The organism is Rossellomorea pakistanensis, assembly GCF_016908495.1.
GTDB classification, from domain to species: Bacteria; Bacillota; Bacilli; order Bacillales; family Bacillaceae_B; genus Rossellomorea; species Rossellomorea pakistanensis.
The window spans coordinates 87,979-112,039 of sequence record NZ_JAFBDZ010000001.1 but is presented as its reverse complement, the minus strand read 5'-3'; the positions used below and the strand labels follow the sequence as shown (position 1 = coordinate 112,039).

At 37.3% G+C, this 24,061-nt stretch carries 28 protein-coding genes; 1 reads left to right on the top strand and 27 read right to left on the bottom strand.

Annotated elements, in window-relative coordinates:
* Positions 1-156: 156 nt before the first annotated feature.
* The 17 genes from JOC86_RS00600 to JOC86_RS00520 all read right to left on the bottom strand — a co-directional run bounded on the left by JOC86_RS00600 (position 157) and on the right by JOC86_RS00520 (position 13,071).
* Entirely contained in the window at positions 157-444 is a 288-nt protein-coding gene (locus JOC86_RS00600; RefSeq protein WP_205167855.1) for a DUF5316 domain-containing protein, read from the bottom strand.
* A gap of 237 nt (positions 445-681) precedes the next feature.
* Complete coding sequence (locus JOC86_RS00595; RefSeq protein ID WP_205167854.1) at positions 682-1,473, bottom strand: PhzF family phenazine biosynthesis protein; 792 nt, start codon at positions 1,471-1,473, stop codon at positions 682-684.
* Positions 1,474-1,572: 99 nt separating this feature from the next.
* Positions 1,573-2,010, bottom strand: a complete 438-nt coding sequence (locus JOC86_RS00590) for a GNAT family N-acetyltransferase (protein WP_205167853.1) — start codon at positions 2,008-2,010, stop codon at positions 1,573-1,575.
* Between the two features lie 452 nt (positions 2,011-2,462).
* The gene (locus JOC86_RS00585) at positions 2,463-2,849 is read right to left on the bottom strand and encodes a hypothetical protein (RefSeq protein WP_205167852.1); all 387 of its coding nucleotides are present in this window, start codon (positions 2,847-2,849) and stop codon (positions 2,463-2,465) included.
* A 409-nt stretch (positions 2,850-3,258) separates the two neighbouring features.
* Positions 3,259-3,543, bottom strand: a complete 285-nt coding sequence (locus JOC86_RS00580) for a hypothetical protein (RefSeq protein ID WP_205167851.1) — start codon at positions 3,541-3,543, stop codon at positions 3,259-3,261.
* 925 nt (positions 3,544-4,468) lie between these two features.
* Positions 4,469-5,398: a bifunctional helix-turn-helix transcriptional regulator/GNAT family N-acetyltransferase gene (locus JOC86_RS00575; RefSeq protein ID WP_205167850.1), complete on the bottom strand. Its 930-nt coding sequence runs from the start codon at positions 5,396-5,398 to the stop codon at positions 4,469-4,471.
* A 185-nt stretch (positions 5,399-5,583) separates the two neighbouring features.
* On the bottom strand, positions 5,584-6,360 hold the full coding sequence (locus JOC86_RS00570) for a sulfite exporter TauE/SafE family protein (RefSeq protein ID WP_205167849.1): 777 nt from the start codon (positions 6,358-6,360) through the stop codon (positions 5,584-5,586).
* Between the two features lie 59 nt (positions 6,361-6,419).
* Positions 6,420-7,553 carry an MBL fold metallo-hydrolase gene (locus JOC86_RS00565; protein ID WP_205167848.1) on the bottom strand — a complete coding sequence of 378 codons (1,134 nt, stop codon included), beginning with the start codon at positions 7,551-7,553 and terminating at the stop codon, positions 6,420-6,422.
* Between the two features lie 40 nt (positions 7,554-7,593).
* Positions 7,594-8,166 (bottom strand): sulfurtransferase TusA family protein, encoded by a 573-nt coding sequence (locus JOC86_RS00560; protein WP_205167847.1) that lies wholly within the window; start codon positions 8,164-8,166, stop codon positions 7,594-7,596.
* A gap of 34 nt (positions 8,167-8,200) precedes the next feature.
* Entirely contained in the window at positions 8,201-8,683 is a 483-nt protein-coding gene (locus JOC86_RS00555; RefSeq protein ID WP_205167846.1) for a DsrE/DsrF/DrsH-like family protein, read from the bottom strand.
* A gap of 53 nt (positions 8,684-8,736) precedes the next feature.
* Positions 8,737-8,964: a sulfurtransferase TusA family protein gene (locus JOC86_RS00550; RefSeq protein ID WP_205167845.1), complete on the bottom strand. Its 228-nt coding sequence runs from the start codon at positions 8,962-8,964 to the stop codon at positions 8,737-8,739.
* Between the two features lie 80 nt (positions 8,965-9,044).
* On the bottom strand, positions 9,045-9,305 hold the full coding sequence (locus tag JOC86_RS00545; protein WP_205167844.1) for a metal-sensitive transcriptional regulator: 261 nt from the start codon (positions 9,303-9,305) through the stop codon (positions 9,045-9,047).
* Between the two features lie 115 nt (positions 9,306-9,420).
* Complete coding sequence (locus tag JOC86_RS00540; RefSeq protein ID WP_205167843.1) at positions 9,421-10,011, bottom strand: redoxin domain-containing protein; 591 nt, start codon at positions 10,009-10,011, stop codon at positions 9,421-9,423.
* On the bottom strand, positions 10,004-10,594 hold the full coding sequence (locus JOC86_RS00535) for a hypothetical protein (protein ID WP_205167842.1): 591 nt from the start codon (positions 10,592-10,594) through the stop codon (positions 10,004-10,006). The genes JOC86_RS00540 and JOC86_RS00535 overlap by 8 nt, the downstream gene beginning before the upstream one ends.
* A 5-nt stretch (positions 10,595-10,599) precedes the next feature.
* On the bottom strand, positions 10,600-11,670 hold the full coding sequence (locus JOC86_RS00530) for a HAMP domain-containing sensor histidine kinase (protein ID WP_205167841.1): 1,071 nt from the start codon (positions 11,668-11,670) through the stop codon (positions 10,600-10,602).
* Positions 11,657-12,346: a response regulator transcription factor gene (locus JOC86_RS00525; RefSeq protein ID WP_205167840.1), complete on the bottom strand. Its 690-nt coding sequence runs from the start codon at positions 12,344-12,346 to the stop codon at positions 11,657-11,659. Before JOC86_RS00525 ends, JOC86_RS00530 begins: the two co-directional genes overlap by 14 nt.
* Before the next feature lie 14 nt (positions 12,347-12,360).
* A complete protein-coding gene (locus JOC86_RS00520; RefSeq protein ID WP_205167839.1) occupies positions 12,361-13,071 on the bottom strand; it encodes a cytochrome c biogenesis protein CcdA in 711 nt (236 codons plus the stop codon).
* Positions 13,072-13,273: 202 nt separating this feature from the next.
* Between JOC86_RS00520 and JOC86_RS00515 the strand changes: the two genes are divergently transcribed.
* A complete protein-coding gene (locus JOC86_RS00515; protein ID WP_205167838.1) occupies positions 13,274-13,483 on the top strand; it encodes a hypothetical protein in 210 nt (69 codons plus the stop codon).
* Positions 13,484-13,883: 400 nt separating this feature from the next.
* On the opposite strand, the gene JOC86_RS00510 is transcribed toward JOC86_RS00515, so the two are convergent.
* The 10 genes from JOC86_RS00510 to JOC86_RS00465 form a co-directional block, all read right to left on the bottom strand.
* Positions 13,884-14,951: an acyl-CoA dehydrogenase family protein gene (locus JOC86_RS00510; protein WP_205167837.1), complete on the bottom strand. Its 1,068-nt coding sequence runs from the start codon at positions 14,949-14,951 to the stop codon at positions 13,884-13,886.
* Positions 14,948-16,096, bottom strand: coding sequence for an acyl-CoA dehydrogenase family protein (locus JOC86_RS00505; protein WP_205167836.1), 1,149 nt, complete (start codon positions 16,094-16,096; stop codon positions 14,948-14,950). The genes JOC86_RS00510 and JOC86_RS00505 overlap by 4 nt, the downstream gene beginning before the upstream one ends.
* A 128-nt stretch (positions 16,097-16,224) precedes the next feature.
* Positions 16,225-17,427: an acyl-CoA dehydrogenase family protein gene (locus JOC86_RS00500; RefSeq protein WP_205167835.1), complete on the bottom strand. Its 1,203-nt coding sequence runs from the start codon at positions 17,425-17,427 to the stop codon at positions 16,225-16,227.
* 20 nt (positions 17,428-17,447) lie between these two features.
* Positions 17,448-18,266 (bottom strand): enoyl-CoA hydratase/isomerase family protein, encoded by an 819-nt coding sequence (locus tag JOC86_RS00495; protein WP_205167834.1) that lies wholly within the window; start codon positions 18,264-18,266, stop codon positions 17,448-17,450.
* Positions 18,267-18,281: 15 nt separating this feature from the next.
* Positions 18,282-19,037: an IclR family transcriptional regulator gene (locus JOC86_RS00490; RefSeq protein ID WP_338021691.1), complete on the bottom strand. Its 756-nt coding sequence runs from the start codon at positions 19,035-19,037 to the stop codon at positions 18,282-18,284.
* A gap of 79 nt (positions 19,038-19,116) precedes the next feature.
* Positions 19,117-19,458 (bottom strand): cupin domain-containing protein, encoded by a 342-nt coding sequence (locus tag JOC86_RS00485; RefSeq protein ID WP_205167833.1) that lies wholly within the window; start codon positions 19,456-19,458, stop codon positions 19,117-19,119.
* 10 nt (positions 19,459-19,468) lie between these two features.
* Entirely contained in the window at positions 19,469-20,758 is a 1,290-nt protein-coding gene (locus JOC86_RS00480; RefSeq protein ID WP_205167832.1) for a TRAP transporter large permease subunit, read from the bottom strand.
* Between the two features lie 114 nt (positions 20,759-20,872).
* Entirely contained in the window at positions 20,873-21,388 is a 516-nt protein-coding gene (locus JOC86_RS00475; RefSeq protein ID WP_205167831.1) for a TRAP transporter small permease subunit, read from the bottom strand.
* Positions 21,389-21,414: 26 nt separating this feature from the next.
* A complete protein-coding gene (locus tag JOC86_RS00470; protein ID WP_205167830.1) occupies positions 21,415-22,464 on the bottom strand; it encodes a TRAP transporter substrate-binding protein in 1,050 nt (349 codons plus the stop codon).
* A gap of 185 nt (positions 22,465-22,649) precedes the next feature.
* Complete coding sequence (locus JOC86_RS00465; protein WP_205167829.1) at positions 22,650-24,041, bottom strand: hypothetical protein; 1,392 nt, start codon at positions 24,039-24,041, stop codon at positions 22,650-22,652.
* Between the last annotated feature and the right edge of the window lie 20 nt (positions 24,042-24,061).

The following is a 24,061-nucleotide window of genomic DNA, read 5'->3' as shown; positions in this document are numbered from 1 at the left end:
TGCCTGATATTAAAAGAACCACACATATTAGACATATCTAAAATGTGTAGTCTTATTTTGATGGCTTCTTCAACTAACGCCCCCCTATTATGGAATAACCAATAACTTCTTCTTACAGAAACTACAAACCATAATGATTATAGCAGATGTATTATTTTAAGATAAAATTGTCAACAGAATAGCTACAATTAAATTAGGTGCTCCAATTAATGCAAAGACATACATACCTCTTTTTCTCTTCTTTCCTTCATCACGATTCTCAATAGCTGCGTTCGCTCTAATTTGATCACCACTTATAAACACTCCAGAAAGTAATCCTGATATTAAGAGACTCACTAGTCCAAGCCCACCAGAAGCTAAAGTAAACAATTCTAATTCAGTAAAATATCCACATATAAAGAAGATAACGGCGACTAAAGTCCCTACAAAAAAAGCTCTTTTCAAGCTATTCATCTCCTCTTTCCCTTTATATCTTATACGTGGAATACAGAAGTAAGTTTCGAAATACTCAGAATTTACAATACCTAAAATCTTTTTCCTTTAAATACTCTTATATACATTGTCTTCAAAAATTTAAAATGCTTCATAAATTAACTATTCTTATCTTCAGCTCTCGCCCTCTATACATATAGAAAGAGCGCAATTCATACTCCAGAAAAGCGCCCGATTACGGAAGATCAATTAGTAATATAGATGTCCCTTCAGTAAAGTCACACATTCTCCAATTAACTCAATTTGTTCTCCTTTTATCTTTAATTTTATTTCACCCCCGCGCTCTGAATCTTGATATGCTGTAAATTCTTTTTTATTTAAGAGATCACTCCAATATGAAGCTAATGCGCAGTGTGCAGAGCCCGTAACGTAATCTTCGTTAATTCCTATTTTTGGAGCAAAATACCTTGATACAAAGTCATACTTATCTGATCCACGACTAGTAATAATTATACCCGAACCCTCTAGTTCTCTAATTGCTTCCAAATTAGGCGTTACTTTATGAATCATATCCTGATTTTCCAGTTCTAAAATGTACCGATCTTCTGCCCAAGCAGCACCTTTTATGGGGAAATCAATAACACGTTTTAATTTATCGGTCACTTCTGTTTGAGTTGATTCTTTTATTTTAAACTTTAGAATTATTTGTTGTTCTGACAGCTCAGTTTGAAGGAGTCCTGATTGAGTATAAAAGTTAATTGTTGACTCTGATGAAGCAAAACCCTCACTCCACAGAATATGTGCAGCTCCTAATGTACCATGCCCACATAAATCAATCTCTTTTGCGGGTGTGAACCATCTAAGCTGATTGTTATTTTCAGCTTTTATTGAAATAAAAGCTGTGATAGGCTGATTGAGTTCTTTTGCTAAGGATTTCATCCACTCTTCTGATCTTTTCTCTCTCAAGAAAACTATTGCTGCAGGATTTCCCTTAAATTCTTCTTTAGTAAAAGCATTTATAAAATAAAATTGGCTATTCATATACTGCCCCACCTTAAATTAAATCAGCAACATTTGATTTCTATAACATAAAAAGAACTTGATCCTCTTTTTAGTTGTATATTTCAAAGTAATTAAGTATTATAACGATAAACTCATAGTAACTGTTCTTATATTAAAGCCCAATTCTTTGTACAGTTTAATAGCTTGGTTCTCTGCAAAAGCACTAAGACGAACTTCGTGGTATCCATGTTGCCTTAAATGGTCAATAGCAGTTCTCATTAATCGTTTAGAAATTCCATTTCCTCTGTATTCTTCTAAAACAAATAGTTCATAAATAAATCCATTCGTCTTATCAGTAAACTGATCTTTACTTGCCCCTATAAGAATCCAGCCCATTAAATTATCGTATTCTGTTGCTATCAAGTAATAGCTTCCCTTTTCCAGTAGTGGTTTAACGAGTTGTTCGATTTTTTCATTTGTAGGTTTTACTTCACCCAATGTACCATCAAATACAGCTTGTGGAGAAAGTTCTAAAACCTTTTTAAGTTCCGAATCGTTAGGTTTTCTAATTTCCATTAATTCAATCAAGACCTTTCATTACCCTTTAATTTTCAGTTTATCATAATATTCCAGTAGTTCTTCATCTAGAGCCTTTAAATTACTATAATTTTTTAGTAAATTAAACTTGCTTAGTTCGATAAGCTTATTCCAGAAAATGGCCCTTTAATTGAACAAGATATTCTAAGGAAAAAATGAATACAATATGCAAATCTAGTTAACATAATGCTAATTTTCGGAAATTCATAAATACAAAACCCCTTGGGCGCAAAGGGGTTTCAACATGTCTGAGATTTATCGTTTATGCATTGTTGGTTTATCAATGTTTTTAGCCTCTGAAAAAGCCTGACTTCTGCATAAAAAAGGGGTGTTTTATGCAAATAAAATGTTAACTTCGGTTTTTAAGAGATAACGTATGTTTCCGATTTTTGTTGGTAGAACTGGTAGGACCCCTTATTCAAAATATGTTATCAATACACTCTAAAAGAAATTTTCCCCTTAATTTGCCTTCTTGGGTTATGGACTTTTGCCACATCCCCATAATACGTTCCTGGATACATATTCGTAAATGTCGTCGTATTTTCTTCACCTAGGTCAATGGCTTTATATATAGTACAACCTCCACCAATTCTACACAAACGTACTTTCACCCAATCGGTAGTCCCCCCCCAATCGTTAATATAAACCCTCACATTATTACCACTACGAGCTGTAAACTTTCCATCCCATTGACCGTCGCCCGTTGCAAACCAGTATGGCCCATAATTCGTTGCAGCAGAAGCAACTATATTAGAGCTCCACATGATTGTAAACAATGCTACAATAGAAATTCCTAATTTGGTGAATTTTCTTCTCATACAATACCCTCCTATTCCTTTTCAAAATAAATACACGAAAATTTTATCACATATCCTACCGAAAATGTTTATATATTCCTTTTTTATCGAGGGTTAGATAAAAACACCTAAAACCAACTCCTTCTTAATGACTAAACAGTAACATTCTTTAAACTGCAATTCTTTCACTAAACTGCTAAATTTAGTTTAAAATCCTCCGTATATTTTCAACTTCGATTCTTCTGAAACAATACCCTGCAATCCTCCACAAAATGGCCCTTTACAGGAAGAAAGCGCATCTCTTATTCAAGAAATGCGCCCGATTATTGAAGATCGTTATCTTTTAATTTATTTAAGAAAAGCACCCGTTAGTTATACATAAAGACTTACACATTAATTGCATTTATATAAATGATGTGACAATAAGTAATTATTTCTTACCTTTTAGTTCTAAAAGTATAGGTGCAATATTTAGTAAGATAGAAACAATTGTCAAAAACCATAATGCCCTCTCCATACCAGGTACTACATCCCCTAAAGCTGACCAATCTTCCACTTTTACCCACCGAGATACAAGACTATATTCTGAACAAAGTGTTAATGCTGTAAATGATAGTCCTATCGCCATAGCAAGCTTATAATCCTTTCCTGCTTTATACATATAAAGATTTATAAAAGTTGCTACTATTGCAATAACCCCAAATATTATAAACATTGCTAACCTCCATATATTTTTATTTTTGTCGTGTAATAATACTAATGTGCATCATCTCAATTTTTTGCATTACTTTTTTATTAGACATTAATACGTCAAATCTTATTTTATAGTAAATGCTCTTGCTTTTGTGATTTCTTATTGAACAAACCTGCTCCATTACTTGAATAAAGGAAAAGCTGAAGACAATCAATCCAACCTTCAACTCTTCCCCATTAACGGAATATGCACGACACATTATTCATTTGTACCTAATCTTTTTATATACTCCGACTCCAAGGTAATAAAGGAGACCAATAACCATTATAATTACGCCATGACTATAAATCCCATCCCAATCCATCCTCTGATAAAGACAATACCCAAAACGAAAGAAATATACCCGATTATTGAGATAGATAAGGGAATAGTTAACCATCTTTTACTTTTTGTTCTCACAAAATGAATAGAAATCAAAATCAAAATTGCAGTCAACGTTGATACAGCAATTACTGTATCCCCTTAATACTCCCACCACATAAAAACTCCCTCTTCGTTCACTATGCAGTTCAGCAATCATGTCCTTTTAAGTAATACCCAATTATTTCAAATATTCATATTTTAGGCAATGGGTTATTCCGTTATATGGCCCGATTGCTGAACAAGTTAAAAGAGCACTCATTGACTATCTGTTATTTCAGGCATAAATAAGATTCTATAAAACTGACATTTATGCTGTTAAAAAACAACATTATCAAAAAACTACCTTTTGATAATCGTAGATGCTATTATTTGTTACAAAACTCGTCTAATTTAGTGTTGACATTCCAATTTGACGTTTGCGTTTAAATTGTTATATTTTCCAAAGTGGCTCCTCAATCTACGAATTGTCTCCATCCCCCTTAAACACTTGTAATGAATTATCTAAATGTCTTTGAATTAAAAGTTAATAGTAACTAGAAAGATCTAGATCCCATCGTTCTTCCATTATTTCGGCTTCGGTCCATTCTTGATTTGGTTTTTCCTCTGTTAATGTAAAATGATATTTTTGATAAAGATGGCGCGCTTTGTTTAAGATGCTGACTGTCCATAAAAAAACATGCTGGTAGCCCTGTTCTTTACAGAAATGAATAGCCGTCTCCATAAGCCTTTTTCCTAAACCCATTCCCTGGTACTCTTCATCCAACACAAACCATCTAAGCTGCGCTGTTTTCTCATTATATTTTGTAATCGCAATCGAACCGACGATTTCGCCATTCACTTCTGCAACCCATAGCTGTCCACCGTCCGTATTCATCATAAATTCTGTTAGCCCCTTCATGACGTAATATTCGAACATTGGTCCAAATTTATATGTCTCATCGTATAAACGTCCATGAAGATGTGCAACGAAACCAACATCCCCTGGCTGAAACGACCGAATCGATACAGTTGATGGGGAAGGATTTTCGATAGAAAAAATGGATTCAATCTGCTCCATTGATGATGTTAGCTTAGAGAGATCCCGATTCGATAAAGCTTTAATCATGTTTCCGACTTCTCGTCTTGAATTATTGACAAGATCCTGATAAATTTCTTTTCCATGATCTGTGAGATAGAGTAAGTATTGTCGTTTGTCTTCTTCAGATTGCTTTTTATAAATAATTCCCTCGTCCTCAAACTTTTGAATCATCCTACTCATATAACCTCGGTCGATGCCAAGGTTTTCTCTAGCTTCTGTTGCCGTACAACCATTTTTATTATTGATTTCAGTAATAACCCGTGCCTCTGTTAACGGGAAAGGCTGATGATAAATTTGTTGATCTATCTTCCCAAGGACATTTGCATAATATCTGTTGAATTTACGGATTTTTTCGATAAACTGAATCGTTTCCATAGGTAATTTCCCCCTCTTAATAGTTAGAAATTTCAAGATATTATTAGCATATCCTTATTAGTTGACTTCGTCAACTAAATTCTAAAAAAGGCTTTCTTTTAGGAATATAAAAAATAGCCACCAGTCATTGGCAGCTATTTTTTATCAATCAGAATAATAGAAGGTACTTCATACTCTCTAAAATCCTACAATAAATCGATCCATATCTTAATCGCTGTTCCTAAAATTAAGACAGCCAAAATCCATTGAAGTAGCTTTGTGTTCATTTTCTTCCCAGCTTGAGCCCCTAGTGGAGCAGCCATTAAACTCGCTATCACCATTATAAGTGCAGGAATATAGTCTACTTGCCCTGTAGCGATTTTCCCGATTGTTGTCCCAATAGAGGAAATCAAGGTAATAGCAAGGGAGGAAGCAATGGTCATTCTGGTTGGAATTTTTAAAACAACAAGCATAATTGGGACAAGCAGGAATGCCCCTGCTGCCCCAACAATACCGGCTCCAACTCCAACAATAAGAGAAAGAATCGCTGCAAGCCCTTTATTAAAACGTACCTGTTCTAACGGGATCTCATCTAACCCTTTTTTCGGAATAAACATCATAATAGCAGCAACGAGGGCTAAAATCCCATAAACAAGATTAATCCCTCCTTCAGACATAAACTTAGACCCATATCCTCCAATAAAGCTGCCCATTAAAATGCTAATCCCCATATAGAGTATTAACGTTTTATTTAAGTAACCCCCTTTTCGATAAGCCCACACTCCACCAAGAGTAGCAAAAAATACTTGAACAGCACTAATACCGGATACTTCATGAGCCGTAAATGCTGCGACTCCTAAAAGGGGTGGAATATAAAGAAGCATAGGGTATTTAATGATACTCCCACCGATTCCAACCATTCCAGAAATATAGGAACCGATAAAGCCAATGAGGAAAATTGTAAGAATAAAAGCAAAATCCATTCTTAATCCCTCCTTTAAAGGTATAGAGACTGACCATTTAAATATTTAGCCTCTATTTTTCATTTTGATCGAATAGCACAGCGATTTGGACCGATTTCCATTTCACGTTGTTGTTCTTCATCTGGAGACATCTTCCCCATATTGGTTTTACGAATTTCTTGATAGGCATTCGGTTGTGGTGGCAGATTCTCAGTGACCATTTTTCTAAATTCTCTTTCATCTGTGATTTTTAAGCCGTGATTTTTCAAAAAAAGTGTTCCTAGCTTTTCAGCAACAGAGCCATCCTCATTTAATTCTTCAATGTTCATAAAATGGGCAGGCAATACAAGTACGTCTTCTGCTAAATCTTTGTAGCGTCCATATAAAGATTCGCGTAAGTCCCCTACCCAGTCTTCTGCTTTTCCAGCAAGATCCGGTCGCCCAATCGAATCGATAAATAGGATATCTCCCGACAATAAATATTTCTCTTCAATGATTAAAGATGTTGATCCAATTGTATGCCCAGGGGAGTATAAAGCTGAAATATCAATCTTTGTTACACCAATTTTCACAATGCCCCCATCCTCAAGCCTTGCATAATCGAATGTTACTTCCTCAGCATCCTTTGGAGGCAGCCAATAAGTGGCATCTGTTTGTTCAGCAATCTTCCGGCCACCCGAAATATGGTCTGCATGTAAATGAGTATCAAAAATGTGAGTAATTTTCACGTTTTTTTCTTTAGCAAAATTAACAAACACATCTGTCATACGAGTTGCATCGATGATTGCTGCTTCCCCTTCTGATAAAATCATATAGGATAAACATCCTTTTCCTAGTCGAATGAATTGGTATAGCTCCCCACCATTTGGAGTATCTGCCACTTTCACTGGTTCTAAGTGCTCACTCCATGCTTTCATTCCTCCTTGCAGATAGGAAACGTCCAATCCTTTTTCTGCTAGCATTTCAGCAACCAGAACGGAAGAGCCTTCTTTTGCGCATACGACTAAAATCTCTTTATCTAGTGGCAGATCAGAAAGAATTTCTTCCACTCCCTCTAATAAATCAAAATAAGGGACATTTAGATAAGAGAAGCTTTTTCCTTCGATTTTCCACTCTTGAAATGCTTCTTCATTCCGTACATCTAAAATAAACATTTTCTCTTGATTGATTACTTTCTGAGCAATTTCTTTTGTTGTCATTGGTTTTATAGTCATCCCTTAATACCCCCTGCAGTATATTTACTTTCAAAAAAATTTATTTTATATTGGATTCTACCTCACCATTCCACTGACTCATTCCAGGAACAACATTCGTCACGTTTGGAAATCCTTTATCTGTGAGCATTTGTGCAGCGATATCACTGCGGTTACCTGTTCGGCATACAACAAAGATATTCTTGTTCTTATCTACCTCTGAATACCGAAATTCTAATTCACCAAGTGGAATCGATACAGCCCCTGGTATATGGCGAAACGCATATTCAGCTGATTCACGGACATCAATGACGACTGAATCTGGATCAGCTAACTTCCTGACTAATTCTTCATTTGAAATAACGTCACCATGCTTTCTTTCCTTTGCTTCATCATTGCTTGCTTTACGAATAAAATGTTTTAAAACATCCTCATCCTCTATTGTTCCAAGATACTCATGTCCTGAGCTTTTTGCCCATGCTTGTAGATCGGCTTTTGAGCCTTTGTCTGTCGCATGAACTTCGATCACTTGTCCAGCGTCAAGATGATTCATCGCTTTTTTCGTTCGTACAATTGGCATTGGACAAGCTAATCCTTTTGCATCTAATACAACATCTGTGTTAATTTGATTCATGGTAAAACCTCCATATACAGTATAGGGTATATTTTTAGATAAATAAATTTACATGGCCATTCTCAGCGTCAGCTAAATAAGCGGCTACCCCTGCATACTCAACATTTTCTAGTAACTCTTCTTTTTGCAGGCCAAGAAGGTCCATTGTCATGGTACAGGCAACTAGATTGACCTCCTGCTCTTGTGCCATGGATATAAGATCAGGTAGCGGCATAGCATTGTGCTTTTTCATTACATTTTTAATCATTTTAGGACCTATTCCTAGAAAATTCATATTGGATAATCCCATTTTATCTGCCCCTCTTGGCATTATTTTGGCAAACATTCTTTCCATTAGCCCCTTCTTTACAGGCACTATCTCTTCTTTTCTTAGTGCATTTAATCCCCAAAAGGTATGGAAGATGGTTACATCATGATCATAGGCTGCTGCTCCATTTGCAATAATGTAAGCGGCCATTGCTTTATCATAATCTCCACTGAATAGAATAATATTGGTTGTCTTTCTTTCCGTCACCATGGTTCCTCCTTTATCATTATTACCCCATAGGGTATATAAATCATCAAAAAAATTTATCCTTTTTTAATCCAGAATGTAAATACATCATTTTCCTCTTTAAATTGAAGGATTTCATGACCCGCTGATTTCACCCATGCTGTAAGGTCACTTTTCGCCCCTTTGTCTGTTGTTTGAACTTCTAATATTTGATCAGATTCCAATTCTTTGATCGCTTTTCTTGTTTGCACAATTGGCATTGGACAAGCCAATCCTTTTGCATCTAATGCTTTATCTGCCTTCATATTTATTTCCTCCTCAATCGTTAAATACCTACAGGGGTATTTTAAACTGTATAAAAACTGATGTCAATAGATAACGTTTCTTATCTACTTTTCATCAGTAGGTGAACGGCTTCCTTAACAAGGGCTTCTGTGTCTTCTCCTTTTTCCTGTGACTCTTTTACACATTCAACAAGATTCATACTGACAATTAACCCAATCGAACGTTCGAGAGCGGTTTTCGCTGCAGACATTTGCGTAATGACATCCTTACAATCTTCCCCTTGCTCCATCATGCGCAGTACCCCGCTGATCTGACCCTGTGCCCGTTTAATACGATTGATTACTTGTTTATCGTATTCCATGTAGAAACCTCCTTGATTCTAAAATATGATCACTACATGGAATATAATATACCCTATATGGTATATAGTCAAGCATTGCGTTCTTGTTAGCTATATTCATTATCATGTTTTCGAATTATGAGGCATCCTTCACTAAATCAACCATCATTTCTTCATTCATCGGTCCGATTATTTTCTTCGATATCTTTCCTTGTGTATCAATAATATAACTAGTCGGAAAGGCAACAGCTTGATATCTTCCACTCACATTCCCTTCTTTATCTAGTAATATAGGAAAGGTCAATTTATACTCGGAAACAAATTGATTAATCGCTTTTTCCCCTTTATCCAAATCGGTCACATTAACGGCAAGAATTTCAACATTTTCCTTTTCAGATGCTTCTTCATAAAAATTTTGCATATGCGGCATTTCGGCCCTACATGGAGGACACCACGTTGCCCAGAAGTTAATGATCACTTTTTTTCCTTTATAATCAGATAATGATACAGTTTGTCCATCTAAGGTCGTTAAAGTGAAGTCAGGTGCCATACTTCCTTCGTCGAGCTTCTCTGATGAATACGTCTTTTGACTTTCCGCTTCAGGATTATACTGATTGGACGTTTCATCATATATTCGCTCTTTATCTTTTTGATTTTGAATAATATTAATAATGAAAATTGCTACTAACAATGACACGACGGCTAATGAAAATACTTTTTTACTCACTTCTATTACCCCTCCAAGACAATATCATTAAATAGAACATGATTACGATGTAAATAGTTGTCGATAAACTCCCTATCGACCCTTGGATAGATTGGACCAATAGTTGAAAGATGGTGAAGAGAATCACGATTTGGATACCTCTACTTGAAAAATAAACAAATCCTACGTTTATGAAGAATGCAATAAAAGTCGTAATATACATCTGTGATAGGATTCCAAGAGTTAGTTCGTACATAGTAATGGTTATGACCCATGCTGGAAATAAAAATTGTTGATCATTTGTTCTTTTATAATAAATGTAGGTATAGACTAATACGGCCAATACCCCTAACCAAACTCCTTTTATGCCTCCATTAAAATAAATAATGGAATAAGGGTGTGCCATAATATTCTTTATATCAAAAAAAATGATACTGAACTTCCATACCATAATGAAAATAAACGCACAATTAGAATACCAATTAACCGTGTGCTCGTCATAACGGAGCCTCACTATTATGGATGTAATCACCACTGCAATAATAAAAGCCAACCAAGTACTAGCAAACGTAAAGGTACCTATTGTATACCAATGTTTTTCCATCCATTTCATTCCTTTAGTTTTACATTTTTATTTAAAGGTAGATGCACTTCAAAACGATGATGATACTCATCGGTATTCAATATGATCTTCCCCCCATGTGCCTTTACAATTTCATTTGAAATTGAGAGTCCTAATCCCGCTCCATCGGTTGCCTTCGTCCGGGAAGGGTCCACACGGTAGAACCTTTCAAAAATTAATTTTTCTTCATTCTTTGGAATTCGTTTTCCCTTATGTTGAAACTGTAATATATAACTCTCATTTGAACGAAATCCCTTGATTCTTACAGATTTTCCAGTATCATAATCTACAATGTTTTGAACGAGGTTTATCATCACCTGTTTAATCGCATAGTCTACACCAAAAATTGTAGCAGCTTCTATTTCCTCAAAAACATCGATATTATTTTTCATAAATTTTATTTGAAACGTCCTTACTATATCCTTAATGACTTGATCAATTTGAATGTTCGTTTTTTGAGGGGTAATCATTGTTGTGGGTTCAGTCCAGGAACTCATCCACACAAGCTGGTTAAATAAATGCTCGATTCGATCGGTTTCCTCCTTTAAAGAACGGTAGATTTCTTGATCACCCTCTATAATTCCTTTCTCCAATCCTTCTAAATAGCCGGAAAGATTCGTTAAAGGCGTTTTTAATTCATGGGATAAATCTCGTAGTAATTGTTGTTGTTTCTGCTTCACTTGCTTAAGGGAATCTATGAAAGAATTAAAGGTTTCATTTAACTCATTGACTTCATTAATTACGGAGCGGTCAACATGGGATGGGATTTCTCCTGCCTTCAAACGCTCAGTAGCCTCGGTTAACTTTTTGACAGGCTTAGTAAACCATTTTAAAAACAAGTAGTAACCCAGCCCCCCTATGAAAAGGGCTACAATCGTTATGACAATGAGAAAGTCCATTAATTGCTTTTCTAGAAGTTCCCCTGTTATATCCTGCTGATTAACCAATGTACAAGCATAATTTCGGACAGTGAGACCAACTGTAAACGTCATAATAATCAAAATAATTGCATGGACAAAGGTTAGATGGGAAGTAAACTTCCATTTATTCAATAACAAATTTATACCCCATTCCTCTGACAGTCTGTATGTAATGATCAAGTGCAAGTAAATGAAGCTTCTTTCTTAAATGCCTTACGTGTACATCAATGGTTCGCTCCGTTACTACTTTTTCTTGAGCTTTATACAAATAATCCAATAATTGATCCCTAGAGATCACTTGTCCATGATTTACCATTAAATAATACAAAATTAAAAATTCAAATGCGGTTAAATCAATCATTTCTCCTTTGTATGTAACCTCGCCTTTTTCAGGCTTTATTGTAAGTCCACCGATACTCATTTTTTTACAATGATTGTTCGTACGTCGCAAGACAGTCTCTACTCTCATGACTAGTTCACTTGGACTAAACGGTTTCGTGATATAATCATCTGCGCCAATCTTTAATCCCGTTATCTTTTCCTCCTCACTCGATTTAGCTGTCACCATTATAATGCCTACTTGACTATTTTGTTTCCCCCGAATCCACGAACAGAGCTCCTCTCCATTTACATACGGTAACATTAAATCAAGAATGACAAAGCAAGGATCATGAAGGATAAATAAGTCCTGTCCTTCCTTTCCATCGGCTGCCTCAATGACTTCAAAGCCTTCTTTTTCTAAAAATATCTTCATTAATTTTCTAATTTTATCATCGTCTTCGATTATTAGAATATTTTTACGTTGAATCGGCAAGGATTTCCACTCCCTTAGAAAAATAAATTATAGGTGGCGAGGTAGGCACTAATCTGCTGCATCTTTCCACTCATGACTAGAAACCCAAGAATGATCATTAATAAACCATTGATAACATTTAATTTTGGCAGGATTTTATTCAATTTCCCCATTACGCTAACGGTTTTCGTTAGTGAAAATGAAATCATGATAAAAGGGATTGCTAATCCAAGAGAATAAATCACTAATAAGAAAATTCCTTGAGTTAATGTACTTGTAGAACCAGCTAACAGCAATATAGAGGATAAAGTAAATCCTACACAAGGTGACCACCCACTGGCAAATGCCATGCCTAAAAGGAAAGAGCCGAAACTTGTACCTTTTTTACTCGTGTTAAACTTACGTGTATCTTTCATTAAAAACGAAAGATTTATCCACCCTATCATTTGGAGACCAAAGAGGATAATAAGTATGCCAGCTATTTGTTCAATATAAAAGCGATACGCTGTAAACATCTCTCCTAAAAAGCTTGCAGATGCCCCCATAATGATAAAGATGATCGAAAACCCTAATATAAATCCTACTGACCTTGTTAATACAAGGGACCTTTCTACCTTCAATCTTCCCTCTTCAACTCTTCCTCCTGTTAAATGACTCACATATGCAGGTAATAATGGAAATACACAAGGAGAAAAGAAAGAAAGCACCCCTGCAAAAAAGGCAAACCAAATTGAAACCTCTTGCACTGGCTGTTCACTCCTTTCTCCTAAATAATGAACCATCTTTGTTAATTTTTTATTAATTCCACAAAAAATATTAAACATCATGATGTACTTTTTATCATCACTAAGGATTGAAATATGTCTTATCCTGCATACTTCCTCTCAAAATGGGGATAGTTACAACAAGACCATCTTAGCTTTTTTAATGAAAAAGGAGGATTCTAAAATGGAGGATATGACAATTTTTATAAAAGAAGCAACCAGAGAGAAGCCGATCCAAACGCTAGAAACCGTTCTGATGCAAATAGATGGAGTAGAAAGAGCATTAGTGGATATTGTTGATGGGGAAGTGAAGGTTACATACAATGAGGGACAGGTTAAACAGGAAGAGATCCTTTCTAGTATTCAGCAGCATGGGTTGCATCCTTTGGATTAAAACAAAGTTGGAAAAACTTATTGAGTATACTAGATAGGTTACAACAATTTACTATTTATAAATAGACCGGTGTTCACAATAGTAAGTAGTCCGATCCTATGGTGTAAATGTAAAATAGCTGGTAAAAAACATCAAATCACAGCGGAAATAGCAAACTAAATATCAATTAGATTAATGTAGAAAAAACGCTTGGATTGTATATCATTCAAGCGTTTTTTGTTCTAATGTCTCTGATTTTGTGCTATGCAAAGTAGACAGCACTTAATTCAGTGCGATCTCACAAATTGTGTTCTGCGATAAATTATTCTGCTTCGACTGCTATTCGGTACGTTATTTCTAATGTTTCTTCACGAAAACAGTATTACTAATCACAATGAACGCCTACTTTCCTTCGTGAATCCTAATGATTAGATATTGCCGTTATATATGGCCATAATGCCTCAGACTCAAGCTTGAGCATTTTATTTCCGAGTCGTTTTGCCCAATCACTCTCATTTCCGCACTCGTCACGCCATGACCATAATCTTCTTGTACTATGCTGTAAGGAATGCTCTTCGGTAAATCCAATCGCCCCGTGTACTTGATGAGCGATCGGGACACCTACGCTTGCCGCTTCACCAACACGAATTTTCGCCATCATGATTTGGTCTTTTCCATCTCCCGCTTCATATGCCTTCATGGCAAGATTAGCGATCGCCTTTGCTGCAGATACTTCTCCTGCTAGGATGGCAATTTGCTGTTGGACTGCTTGAAAGCGGGAAATCGTTCGACCGAATTGGGTTCGTTCCTTCGAATAAGCGATTGTAAGCTCTAATATGTTCTCAAGTGCTCCTGTCATTTGAACGGTACGGATTAATGCACTACTGTATTGGGTTTTCTCTTCATCAAACCTCTTCAGTGATGATACTTTTTCCTTGCTTACCAATATATTCTCTAAAATCACATGATCCCTTGCTTCGTTTGCCATATTCTGGCCTTTAGTAATAAGACATTTATCACAATTAACACTTGCAGCTATCTTCCCTTTTTCCGATTTTCCAACGACTACAATCGAATTTGAATTTCGAGCAAAAGGAACATCGAATGCTTCCCCTGAAATCACCCATCCATCTGCTTTTTCAGTAAAGGCAATTTTTCCATTCACATTAGATATGACGGTCATTGGCTTTGCCGAAATCGGAAGTCCTGCATCAGATAATATCCAATTGGCTAAAATCGTTTCACTTAAAGGAATGGGAGCAGAGTATTTCCCTGAAACTTGTATTACATTAAGGGCATCGATAAAACCACCGTCAGAACCACCCTCTTCTTCAGAAATTCCGATCGCAAGCATACCCGTTTCAGCAAGGGTGTTCCATAATTTCATTGGGTTCGTTCCACGTTCGGCATCATCCACCACCTGTTTGGTACATAAATCCTCCATAATTTTCTCAGCTGTTTGAATAATGATTTCACTAGTTTCATTCATCTTATTCCAACTCCTTTTGCTACAATTCCACGCAAGATCTCCGTTGTCCCTCCACGGAGAGAAAAACCAGGTGAATGTAATAACGCTTTGGCAAAAAGTGTTTTAAACCTCGGCTGTAGAGCTGCTGGGGTAGTAACAACCTGACGGGCAACTTCAGCAATTTCTGTTTCAAACCTCGTTCCTAAGTCTTTCACTAATGCGGCTGTCACATCAGGTGAGACCCCCTTTTCTAGTAAATCAGCTACTCCAAGGGACATTTCACGTAATGTCACAAGGCGGACGACCAATTCACCGATCGCCGTGGAGGCTCGTTCATTAGCCCCCTCTTCTTGTAAGATTTGGAATAACTCATTAAGTAATGGAAATGTGCTAAGAAAACGTTCTGGACCGCTTCGTTCGAATGCTAGCTCCGCCATACTTTGTTTCCATCCATCACCAATTTCACCAACCACTCGCTGATCGGCGACAAATACATCTTCCATGATGACTTCATTAAAATGGTGTTCTCCAGTCATGATTCGAATCGGCCGGACGCTTACTCCTGGAGTAGAAAGATCGACGATTAATTGACTTAATCCTTCATGACGATTTTCGGTTCGGGCAGATGTTCTACATAACGTCACCATGAAATGAGCATGATGGGCACCACTAGTCCATACTTTACTGCCGTTTATATTCCAACCCCCATCGACTTTCTTCGCTGTTGTTGAGATCGATGCTAAGTCAGAACCAGAATTGGGCTCACTTAAACCAATCGCAAAATAAAGCTCACCACTTGCGATCGCAGGTAAGAACTCCTTTTTTTGCTCTTCTGTTCCATAACGAAGGAAAAGGGGTCCTGTTTGACGATCTGCAAACCAGTGGGCTGCAACGGGAGCTCCTGCCGCTAATAATTCTTCCATCACAACGTATCGTTCAAAAGCTGATTTTTCCTGTCCTCCATACATTTTCGGCCAGGTCATCCCGAGCCAATTTTGTTGGCCAAGCTTACGACTAAAATTAGCATCATAACCAGATAGCCAGCTATCACAGTGTGGAGTAAAATGTCCTGCTTCCCTTTCCGCTTTTAAAAAGGAGCGAACTTCCCCCCTTAATATTTCAACTTTATCCGATAAATGTACCGACCGAATCTTTAACTCTTTCATAAATAAATCCACCTCCAGAGAATCAATAAGAAAATTGCTTTAAGTACTACATTCTGGGAATAAATAAAATAGTTTAGGGGGACGATTAGTAGGATAGAGAAAAAATAGTAGGTAAAATCGTTATTCACTTATTGTAAATCACTTTTCAATGAATACTTTCTCGAAATATGATGACGGTTTGCATCCTTCCAGCCAAGTGCATCTTCTGCTATTAATATCCGCTGAACATTCGCGGACCCTTCTCCTGTATGAAGCATATTAGCATAATTTAAATACTTCAAAATCGGATATTCATCCGTTACGGCATAGCCACCAAAGATCTCGAATGCCGATTGTGCTGCTTTTGTTGCGATTTCAGAGGCAAAATATTTAGAATGGGAACTTTCTCTCGTGGCGGATTGCCCTTTGTCTTTTAGATAGGCACTTTTATAAACTAGTAATCTCCCAGCTTCAATACTTACGACCATGTCCGCTAGTAAGTGCTGAATCATTTGGTATTCTCCAATACGGTGGCTTTTCACCACACGTTCATTGGCATACATAAGGGATTGTTCCAAGCAGCCTTGGGCTATACCGATCAACCGGGCAGGTACCGTCAATCGCCCGTAATCCAAAGCATTCATCGCAATCTTGAATCCTTCCCCTTCCTTACCAAGTAGATTCTCTTTTGGGATTCGAACGTCTTCAAGAAATACATCACAGCTTCGGACCATATACCCTAGCCCACTCATCTCAATCGGAATCGCTTCAAAGCCAGGTTGATTCGTTTCAATAATAAATGCCGATATCCCACGATGGCCAGCAGCTGTATCCGTTTTCGCAAACAATATTCCAACATCGGCTTCGTTTGCAAACGTGATAAATGTTTTTGAACCGTTAATGAGGTATTCGTCTCCTACCCGTTTTGCCGTTGTTTTCATCGAACCTGCAGGGTCTGAACCTCCACCGGCTTCGGTCAAAGCGAACATCCCGATAGACTCTGCTGAAATTAATGAGGGCACATATTTTTCGATTTGCTCTTCCGTTCCCCAGTTCAAAATCGTAAATGGGCATGTCATTGCTTGCATATTAAAGGCGTATCCTAACCCGGGACATGCCTTGGAAACCTCTTCACAAATAATCGCTAAGTTGACAAACCCTAACTCTGATCCTCCATATTTCTCAGGAAAGCACGCTCCGAAAAACCCATATTCCCCCATTTGTTTGATAAGTCCTCGGGGGAATTCCTTCTTCCTCTCATATTCTTTAATCGTCGGTTCGATTTCCGATTTTGCAAACTTTTGGATAAGATTTTTTACAGTCAAATGGTCATCTGTTAAATCAAAATTCATGCTACTCATCCTTTCCTGAATCATTCAAAATCAGGCTTGCGCTTTTCTATAATGGCACTTAACCCTTCCTTGTAATCCGGATGCTCTGTTACAATCCCCATAAAGGAAGAAACCATATCTAATGAAGTTCTTAAATCGGTTTTTAACCCTTGATAAACCGTCCTCTTAATCAAACGTATGGCCTGTTGTGGTCCATCCGCAAGACGTCTCGCCAGCGAATTCGTCTCTACCATGAGTTCTTCGTGGGAAACCATTTTCGTGATTAAGCCTATCTTACTGGCTTCGTGAGCATCGATGATCCTGCCACTCCAAAGTAGATCTAACGCCTTGTCGATCCCAATGATTCTCGGTAAATAATATCCGCCACCGTCACCTGGGACAATGCCGACATTGACATATCCCTCACCAAATCTAGCTTGATCAGATGAAATTCTCATATCACATTGTAAAGCCATATCTAACCCTGCCCCAATGGCATCACCATTTACAGCGGCTATCGTTGGCTTATCGATTTCCTCCATTAATATTGGAATGCGTTGAACATGCTTCCATAAGCTATTCTTCCTCTCAAGACTGGATGATGAGAAGTCTTCCTTTTCATAGCCCGTTAGATCTAGAAACCCTTTTCCGCTTTTCATTGCTTTAATATCGCCACCGGCACAGAAGGACCTTCCATTTCCCGTTAGGACCAACACACGGATGTCATCATGATCTCTCACTTTTTGTAGTGCTTGAATCCATAGCTCGATCATCTGCATACTAAATGCATTTCGTGCATTCGGACGATTTAACGTGATCGTCGCAATTCCATCATTAACATCAAAAAGTAAATCCTTCATATATCCCTTCCCCTTTTATGATAATTTCATAGAAATGAGTTGTGCCGTTTCTTTCACTTGCTCAATATATTGTTCTATCTGAGTTTCCTTAACTCGAACAGTAGGCATTAGAATTGAAAGAGCGGCAATCACTCGATTGAAGCGGTCGATAATTGGTGCACTAATAGAAAATGTACCTGGTACACGTTCCCCATAGCTAATGGAATATCCATTTTTGCGAATCGTATCTAGTTCTACTAGTAACGTTTCCTTGTTCCTAATTGTTTTATTGGTAAACGATTCAAAATCTTCTCCTTCTAATAGTGCTTCTACTTCTTCATCCGGCAAATACGCCATTAAGCATTTAGCAGATGATCCTGCATATAAAGGGGAATACTGCCCAATATAAGTTAGTGCCGCCAGTTCATGATTACTGGCAATATAGCCAATACATTTTCGCTTATTATGATGAATAATACTTAAAGAAATCGTTTCATCGAAGCACTTATTTAAGTGTGTCATATAAGGCTTGGCAATCGACATTAAATTTGAGTTTTCTTCTACTAAATGTCCTAGAAAATACAACTCAATCCCAAGCCTATAAGTTTTTCTATTCTCATCTTTATCGATAAGCCCCTGCAATACAAGTGTATTTAAAATACGTTGTAAACTAGATTTTGATAATCCTAATTTCCGATGAAGATCAGCCAAGGAAAGTTCTTTCTCTTTTTGTGAAAAAGCCTTTAAAATATTGACCGCTCTCGTAATCGTCTGCATCGATTGTTCTGTCACATTTCCCCACTCCAATACTGGTTATTATTTAAAAATAGTACTATATTGATCTATTGTTATTTTTGAAGTGCTGACGTAACTATTTATGTGGGGAATAAATAAGGATAAAGCGCAGTTTACTTTTCCCACTATTCTTTACAAAATGTGATACTTTCGGTGGAATCGATAAAGCACAACCTTCTGTAAGCTCTGCTTTTTCTCCTCCAATTTCCACATACATCTTTCCTTCCAAGATATACATCAATTGTTCTATATCATCATGTGAATGCTCTTCCGCTTCACCCCCAACCTCCATTTCTCCAAAAATCATTTCTACTCTTTGAATTCCATCTTCCTTGCCAATAATCCTTCTATTAAACGTTCCACTATGCCCTGGCGGGAAATAGCCTTCTACTTGATCAAGATATTTCCAGTAACTCATCGTAAGCCTCCTACATATTCATTTGACTTGGCAGCCAAGTGGAAAGTAATGGGAAGAAAAAAAGCAGGATTAAAATGATAAACTCTACAACAAGTAATTTCCAAACCCCTTTAAACGCTTCCGTAACAGGGACTTTCGCTGCACTAGAAGCGATATACACATTCATTCCTAGTGGGGGTGTAATTAAACCAATTTCCGCTGTTTTCGTCACGATAATCCCAAACCAAATCGGATCGAATCCAAGTGATTGAGCAATTGGAAAGGTGAGCGGAATCGTCAAAAACAAGATCGCCAATTGGTCCATAAACGTCCCTAATAATAGGTAAATGAGTACAATGATTCCCATAATGACATAAGGATGGACAGGAAGTTCTCCAACAAAGGAGATTAGTTGTTGTGTCACTTGTGTTGCCGTTAGAAAATAACCGAAGACCATTGCACCAATAATAATCACAAAGATCATACACGTGGTCTTCATTGTCTGATTTAATGCATGCTTAATTTGTGGAAACTTGGTGGAAAACAGGAAAACCGCTATCAGGAATGAAAAAAACGCTCCTACTGCACCAGCTTCTGTCGGCGTGACAGCTCCTGTATAGATGGCCACAACTATGAGAAAAATTAAAATCATCATTGGCCATATCCCTTTTAAGGATTGTACTTTTTCCTTTATTGGAAACGGCTCAGCTTTTGGCGCCATTTCTGGCTGCCTTTTAGCCGTTATATAGATCGAGAGAATAAACCCTAGAGCGGTTAACACACCAGGGACAATCCCCGCTATTAATAAAGGTGCGATGGGAACCTCCGTTAAAATCCCATAGATGATTAGAATAATACTTGGGGGAATCATAATGGCGAGTGTCCCTGCAACACTTACAATTCCCACTGAAAAACTATCTTTATATTTATACTTTCTCATTTCTGGAACGGCTGTTTTGGCCATTGTCGCAGCTGAAGCGGTACTTGAGCCTGAAATAGCCGCTAATCCAGCACTTGCTAGTACAGTTGCAATCGCAAGTCCTCCAGGTAAATGCCCAACCCAGCGGTGGCATGCTTTAAACGCTTTTGTCGTAATCCCACTACTAGTGGTGAATTCTGCTAATAAAATAAACATGGGAATAGTGGTTAAGACAAAGCTAGCTGCACTTGCATGTGGAGTCGTTTGTAAAATCCCATTCATCGCTTCCATCCCACTGTTTAAAAACAGGCCAAGACCTCCAGCAATAAGAAGGGAAAACCCAATAGGAATGCCGATTAAAATAAGAACGAGAAGTCCAATAACAGGGAGCACAACGGTCACTTGCAACACTCCTTTACTCTTTAATGGTCGTATTGGTGCCCAAACCTATATTTTCTTATTTAAGAAAAAAAGAACGATAGCGAGAATAAAACATTAGATTCGACCCTATCGTTCTTAAACGTTTGCTGGTCCCTTTTTCACCCCAAAAAGGGTTCGAACCGTTTTAATGAATTCAATGAGTAATCGAATCGTTAAAACCGCACTTCCGACCGGGACCCATATATAAGATAGAAAGGATGGAAGCGAGATCACTCCAAAGATATATTGCTTTTGGATCCAGGCTTCAAAGGTTAAACGATAACCTTGATACGTGATTAAACTAAATAACACAACCGTTAATAACAACCCTAAGCAATCGACCATAGCCTTTACCTTGTCAGGAAAGTGCCGGTATAACAAATCGATTTTGATATGTTCTCCTTTTTTGTAGCTATAACTAAGTCCTAGGAAGACAACCATTACCATTAAATAATCTTCCGTGATCTCAAAGGCGCCATGAATGGGTTGATTAAAAAAATACCGCCCTGCCGTATCGACCGTAATTAATAACATCATCATGAAAAGGGCAATGTAACCAACGACTTGTAAGAATGATTCGATTTTCGGAAAAATAATTTTTAATTTTTTCATAGGCACTCCTTTTAACCTTCGAGAGTTTATTCCTCTAGAGCCTCACGGAAAGAATCGACTACCTTTGTTGCAGCTAAACCTCGTTTATTAAGTTCTTTTGCCCAGTCGTCCCAAACCGCCTTTGTCTTTTTTTGTATAGCCTCTTCATCCACTTCTGTGAATTCAATTCCTTTAGCCATAAATTCTTTCTTTTCTTTTTCTGTTAAATCATCTAAATACTGTGACAGGTGTTCCATTGTTTCTCCTCCAGCTTTAGTCATGGCTGCTTTTACATCATCAGGTAAAGATTGCCAAACATTTTCATTAATACAATAGGAAACGATAAAACTCCCTAAATTCGCATTTTCGGTAATATACTTCAGCTGTTCTTCTAATTGATATGGTTTCACACTAGGTAAGGCAAACACCGTACCATCAATTGTTTTTCTTTCCATCGCTGTATAAATTTCTGGAGCTGGCATCGATACGGGAGTTCCGCCCAATTTCTCAATCGTTAGACTTTGTGCTCCCCCGCCACTACGAACCTTTATCCCCTTCATATCGCTTAGTTCTTTAACTGGTTTTTGGGTGGTCATGACTTGGTATGGAGGTAACGTAACGGCATAGACGGGACGAATACCATTTTTCAAGAATTCTTCTTCTAATAGAATGTCTTGTGTTACTTTCCAATAAGCTTTTGTTCCCTTGACAGATGTATCAAAGGCATTAGGAAGTTCTCCAACTCCACTTAATGGCAATTTATCGGCCACATACCCGATCCCTACATAAGCAACATCCGCAACTTTGTTTTTTGCTGCGTCTAATAAGTCATCGGCTTTCCCTAGCTGTTCAGCAGGAAAATATTCAAATTTCACTTTGCCATCTGTTAATTCTTCTACTCTATCCATCCAGTAAACAGCCCCTTCTTGTGAGAGATTATGACTGGTTGGAAACGAGTCAGCTACTTTTAATGTGATGACACCGTCCTTAGATTCAGCTGTTTGATCCTTTTGTTGTGCTGCTGATTGACCGCATGCACTCACCACCATCATGATCACCAACAAAACGACTGATATTCCCCACTTTTTACCCTTCAACATTATGCCCCCTTGTTCATTCGAATAATAAAAGGCTACACCTAAAGCAATTTTGAGCATTAATGGAAAACGTTTACAAAAAAGCGTTCGTTTAACATTTCACCTCCAGGAACAACTTGTTCTATACCGTTATGCAGTATTGTATTCCGTTCTCCGATACAATATGATTTAATTTTCTGTAACTTTCAGACGAGAACGTTTTGAACGAAGTAAATATATAGGATTCCAATCAATAGAATCGTGATGACGAATTTTCCGTTCCACTTTAGCCCTACAACGGAAGATTTCTTCTTCACCAGACTACTAACAAGAATATTTAGTGGATTAATAGGACTTATCACCGCAGATAATGACCAAGAGAGCATAAAGATTATGGCCACCACTTCTGGAGTTGTTCCAATGACGATCGGGTCGACTTGAGAGATTACCGGAATGACAAAAATGATAGGATGAAAGCCGATGAGAGTTAGAGTGATGAAAGATAAAATCGTTACTAAAATAAATAGTAGAAAGGATACAGAAGAAATCGTGTTCATCATATTCCCAATAGTTTCGGCAAAGTCTGTCCCTGTTAAAGACGCACCAAAGAGCCCTGCACTAATAAACATCACGATTTCGTTATCCATCTGTAAAAGCGATTGATTTCTAAACTGAAATAGATGCTGTGCAAATAGTCTTTTCCGTTTTGAAAATATGATCCATCCTAAAGGAAAAAGAAGCGATATAATGCTGACAAGTAAAAGCATTGGCCAATGAGTCAGCCTCTCTAAGAAAAGAACACTACACATTAAGGTAAAGACGATGATCAACAATCCCCATATTTTCTTTCGATCATGACTAGATGTAATCGAATGAATCGGTCCTTGTTCGATTTGAAGGTCCTGATTTCTAGCCGTGAATTGAAAAAGAAAATTCGCTACGATTAATTGCAGAATCGCAAATGGGATGCTAATGGCAAAATAACTCACTATAGATATGTGTAAATAATGAGTGACAAGTCCGACAGAAGCGAAATAAGGTGACCATAATACGACTGTTGAAAAACCGGTTAAATACCCTTTCGCAAGTAGCTTTGGGGAAATCGTAAATTTTTGAACAACATCATCAAGCAGTCGAATCGTTCCTATATTTAATACAGGTCCGAATAAAAATAAAAAGGTTGTAAGGTTGGCAAACAAGAGCTTAGGTTTACTGATGAATTTCTCAATATAATAGTGACAAGCTTGTAAATACCGACCAACCTTTAAGGGAATAGCGATAAGCGGAACGAGAATTATTAAGGTGAGTAGTGGAACATTAGAAATGATTCCAGCTTGGATCCCTTCTAGGCCTTTTCCAGTAATAATAGTTAAACAAAAACCTGCAGAAAGCATAAGAAGACTAATGACTTTAAAAAAGGGTTTAGCTTGATAACAACTATAAATAAAAACGAGAATCGTAATAATCGCTAATATAATTCGAATGAATGGATATGGAAGAAAAAACGAGAAAATATAGAGTATACACATTGCTAATATACAAAAAGTTTTAAAGGTCATGTGCTGTCTGCTTTCCTCCATTCCATCACCACCATTCATTTTTAAGTTAAACTTGAAGA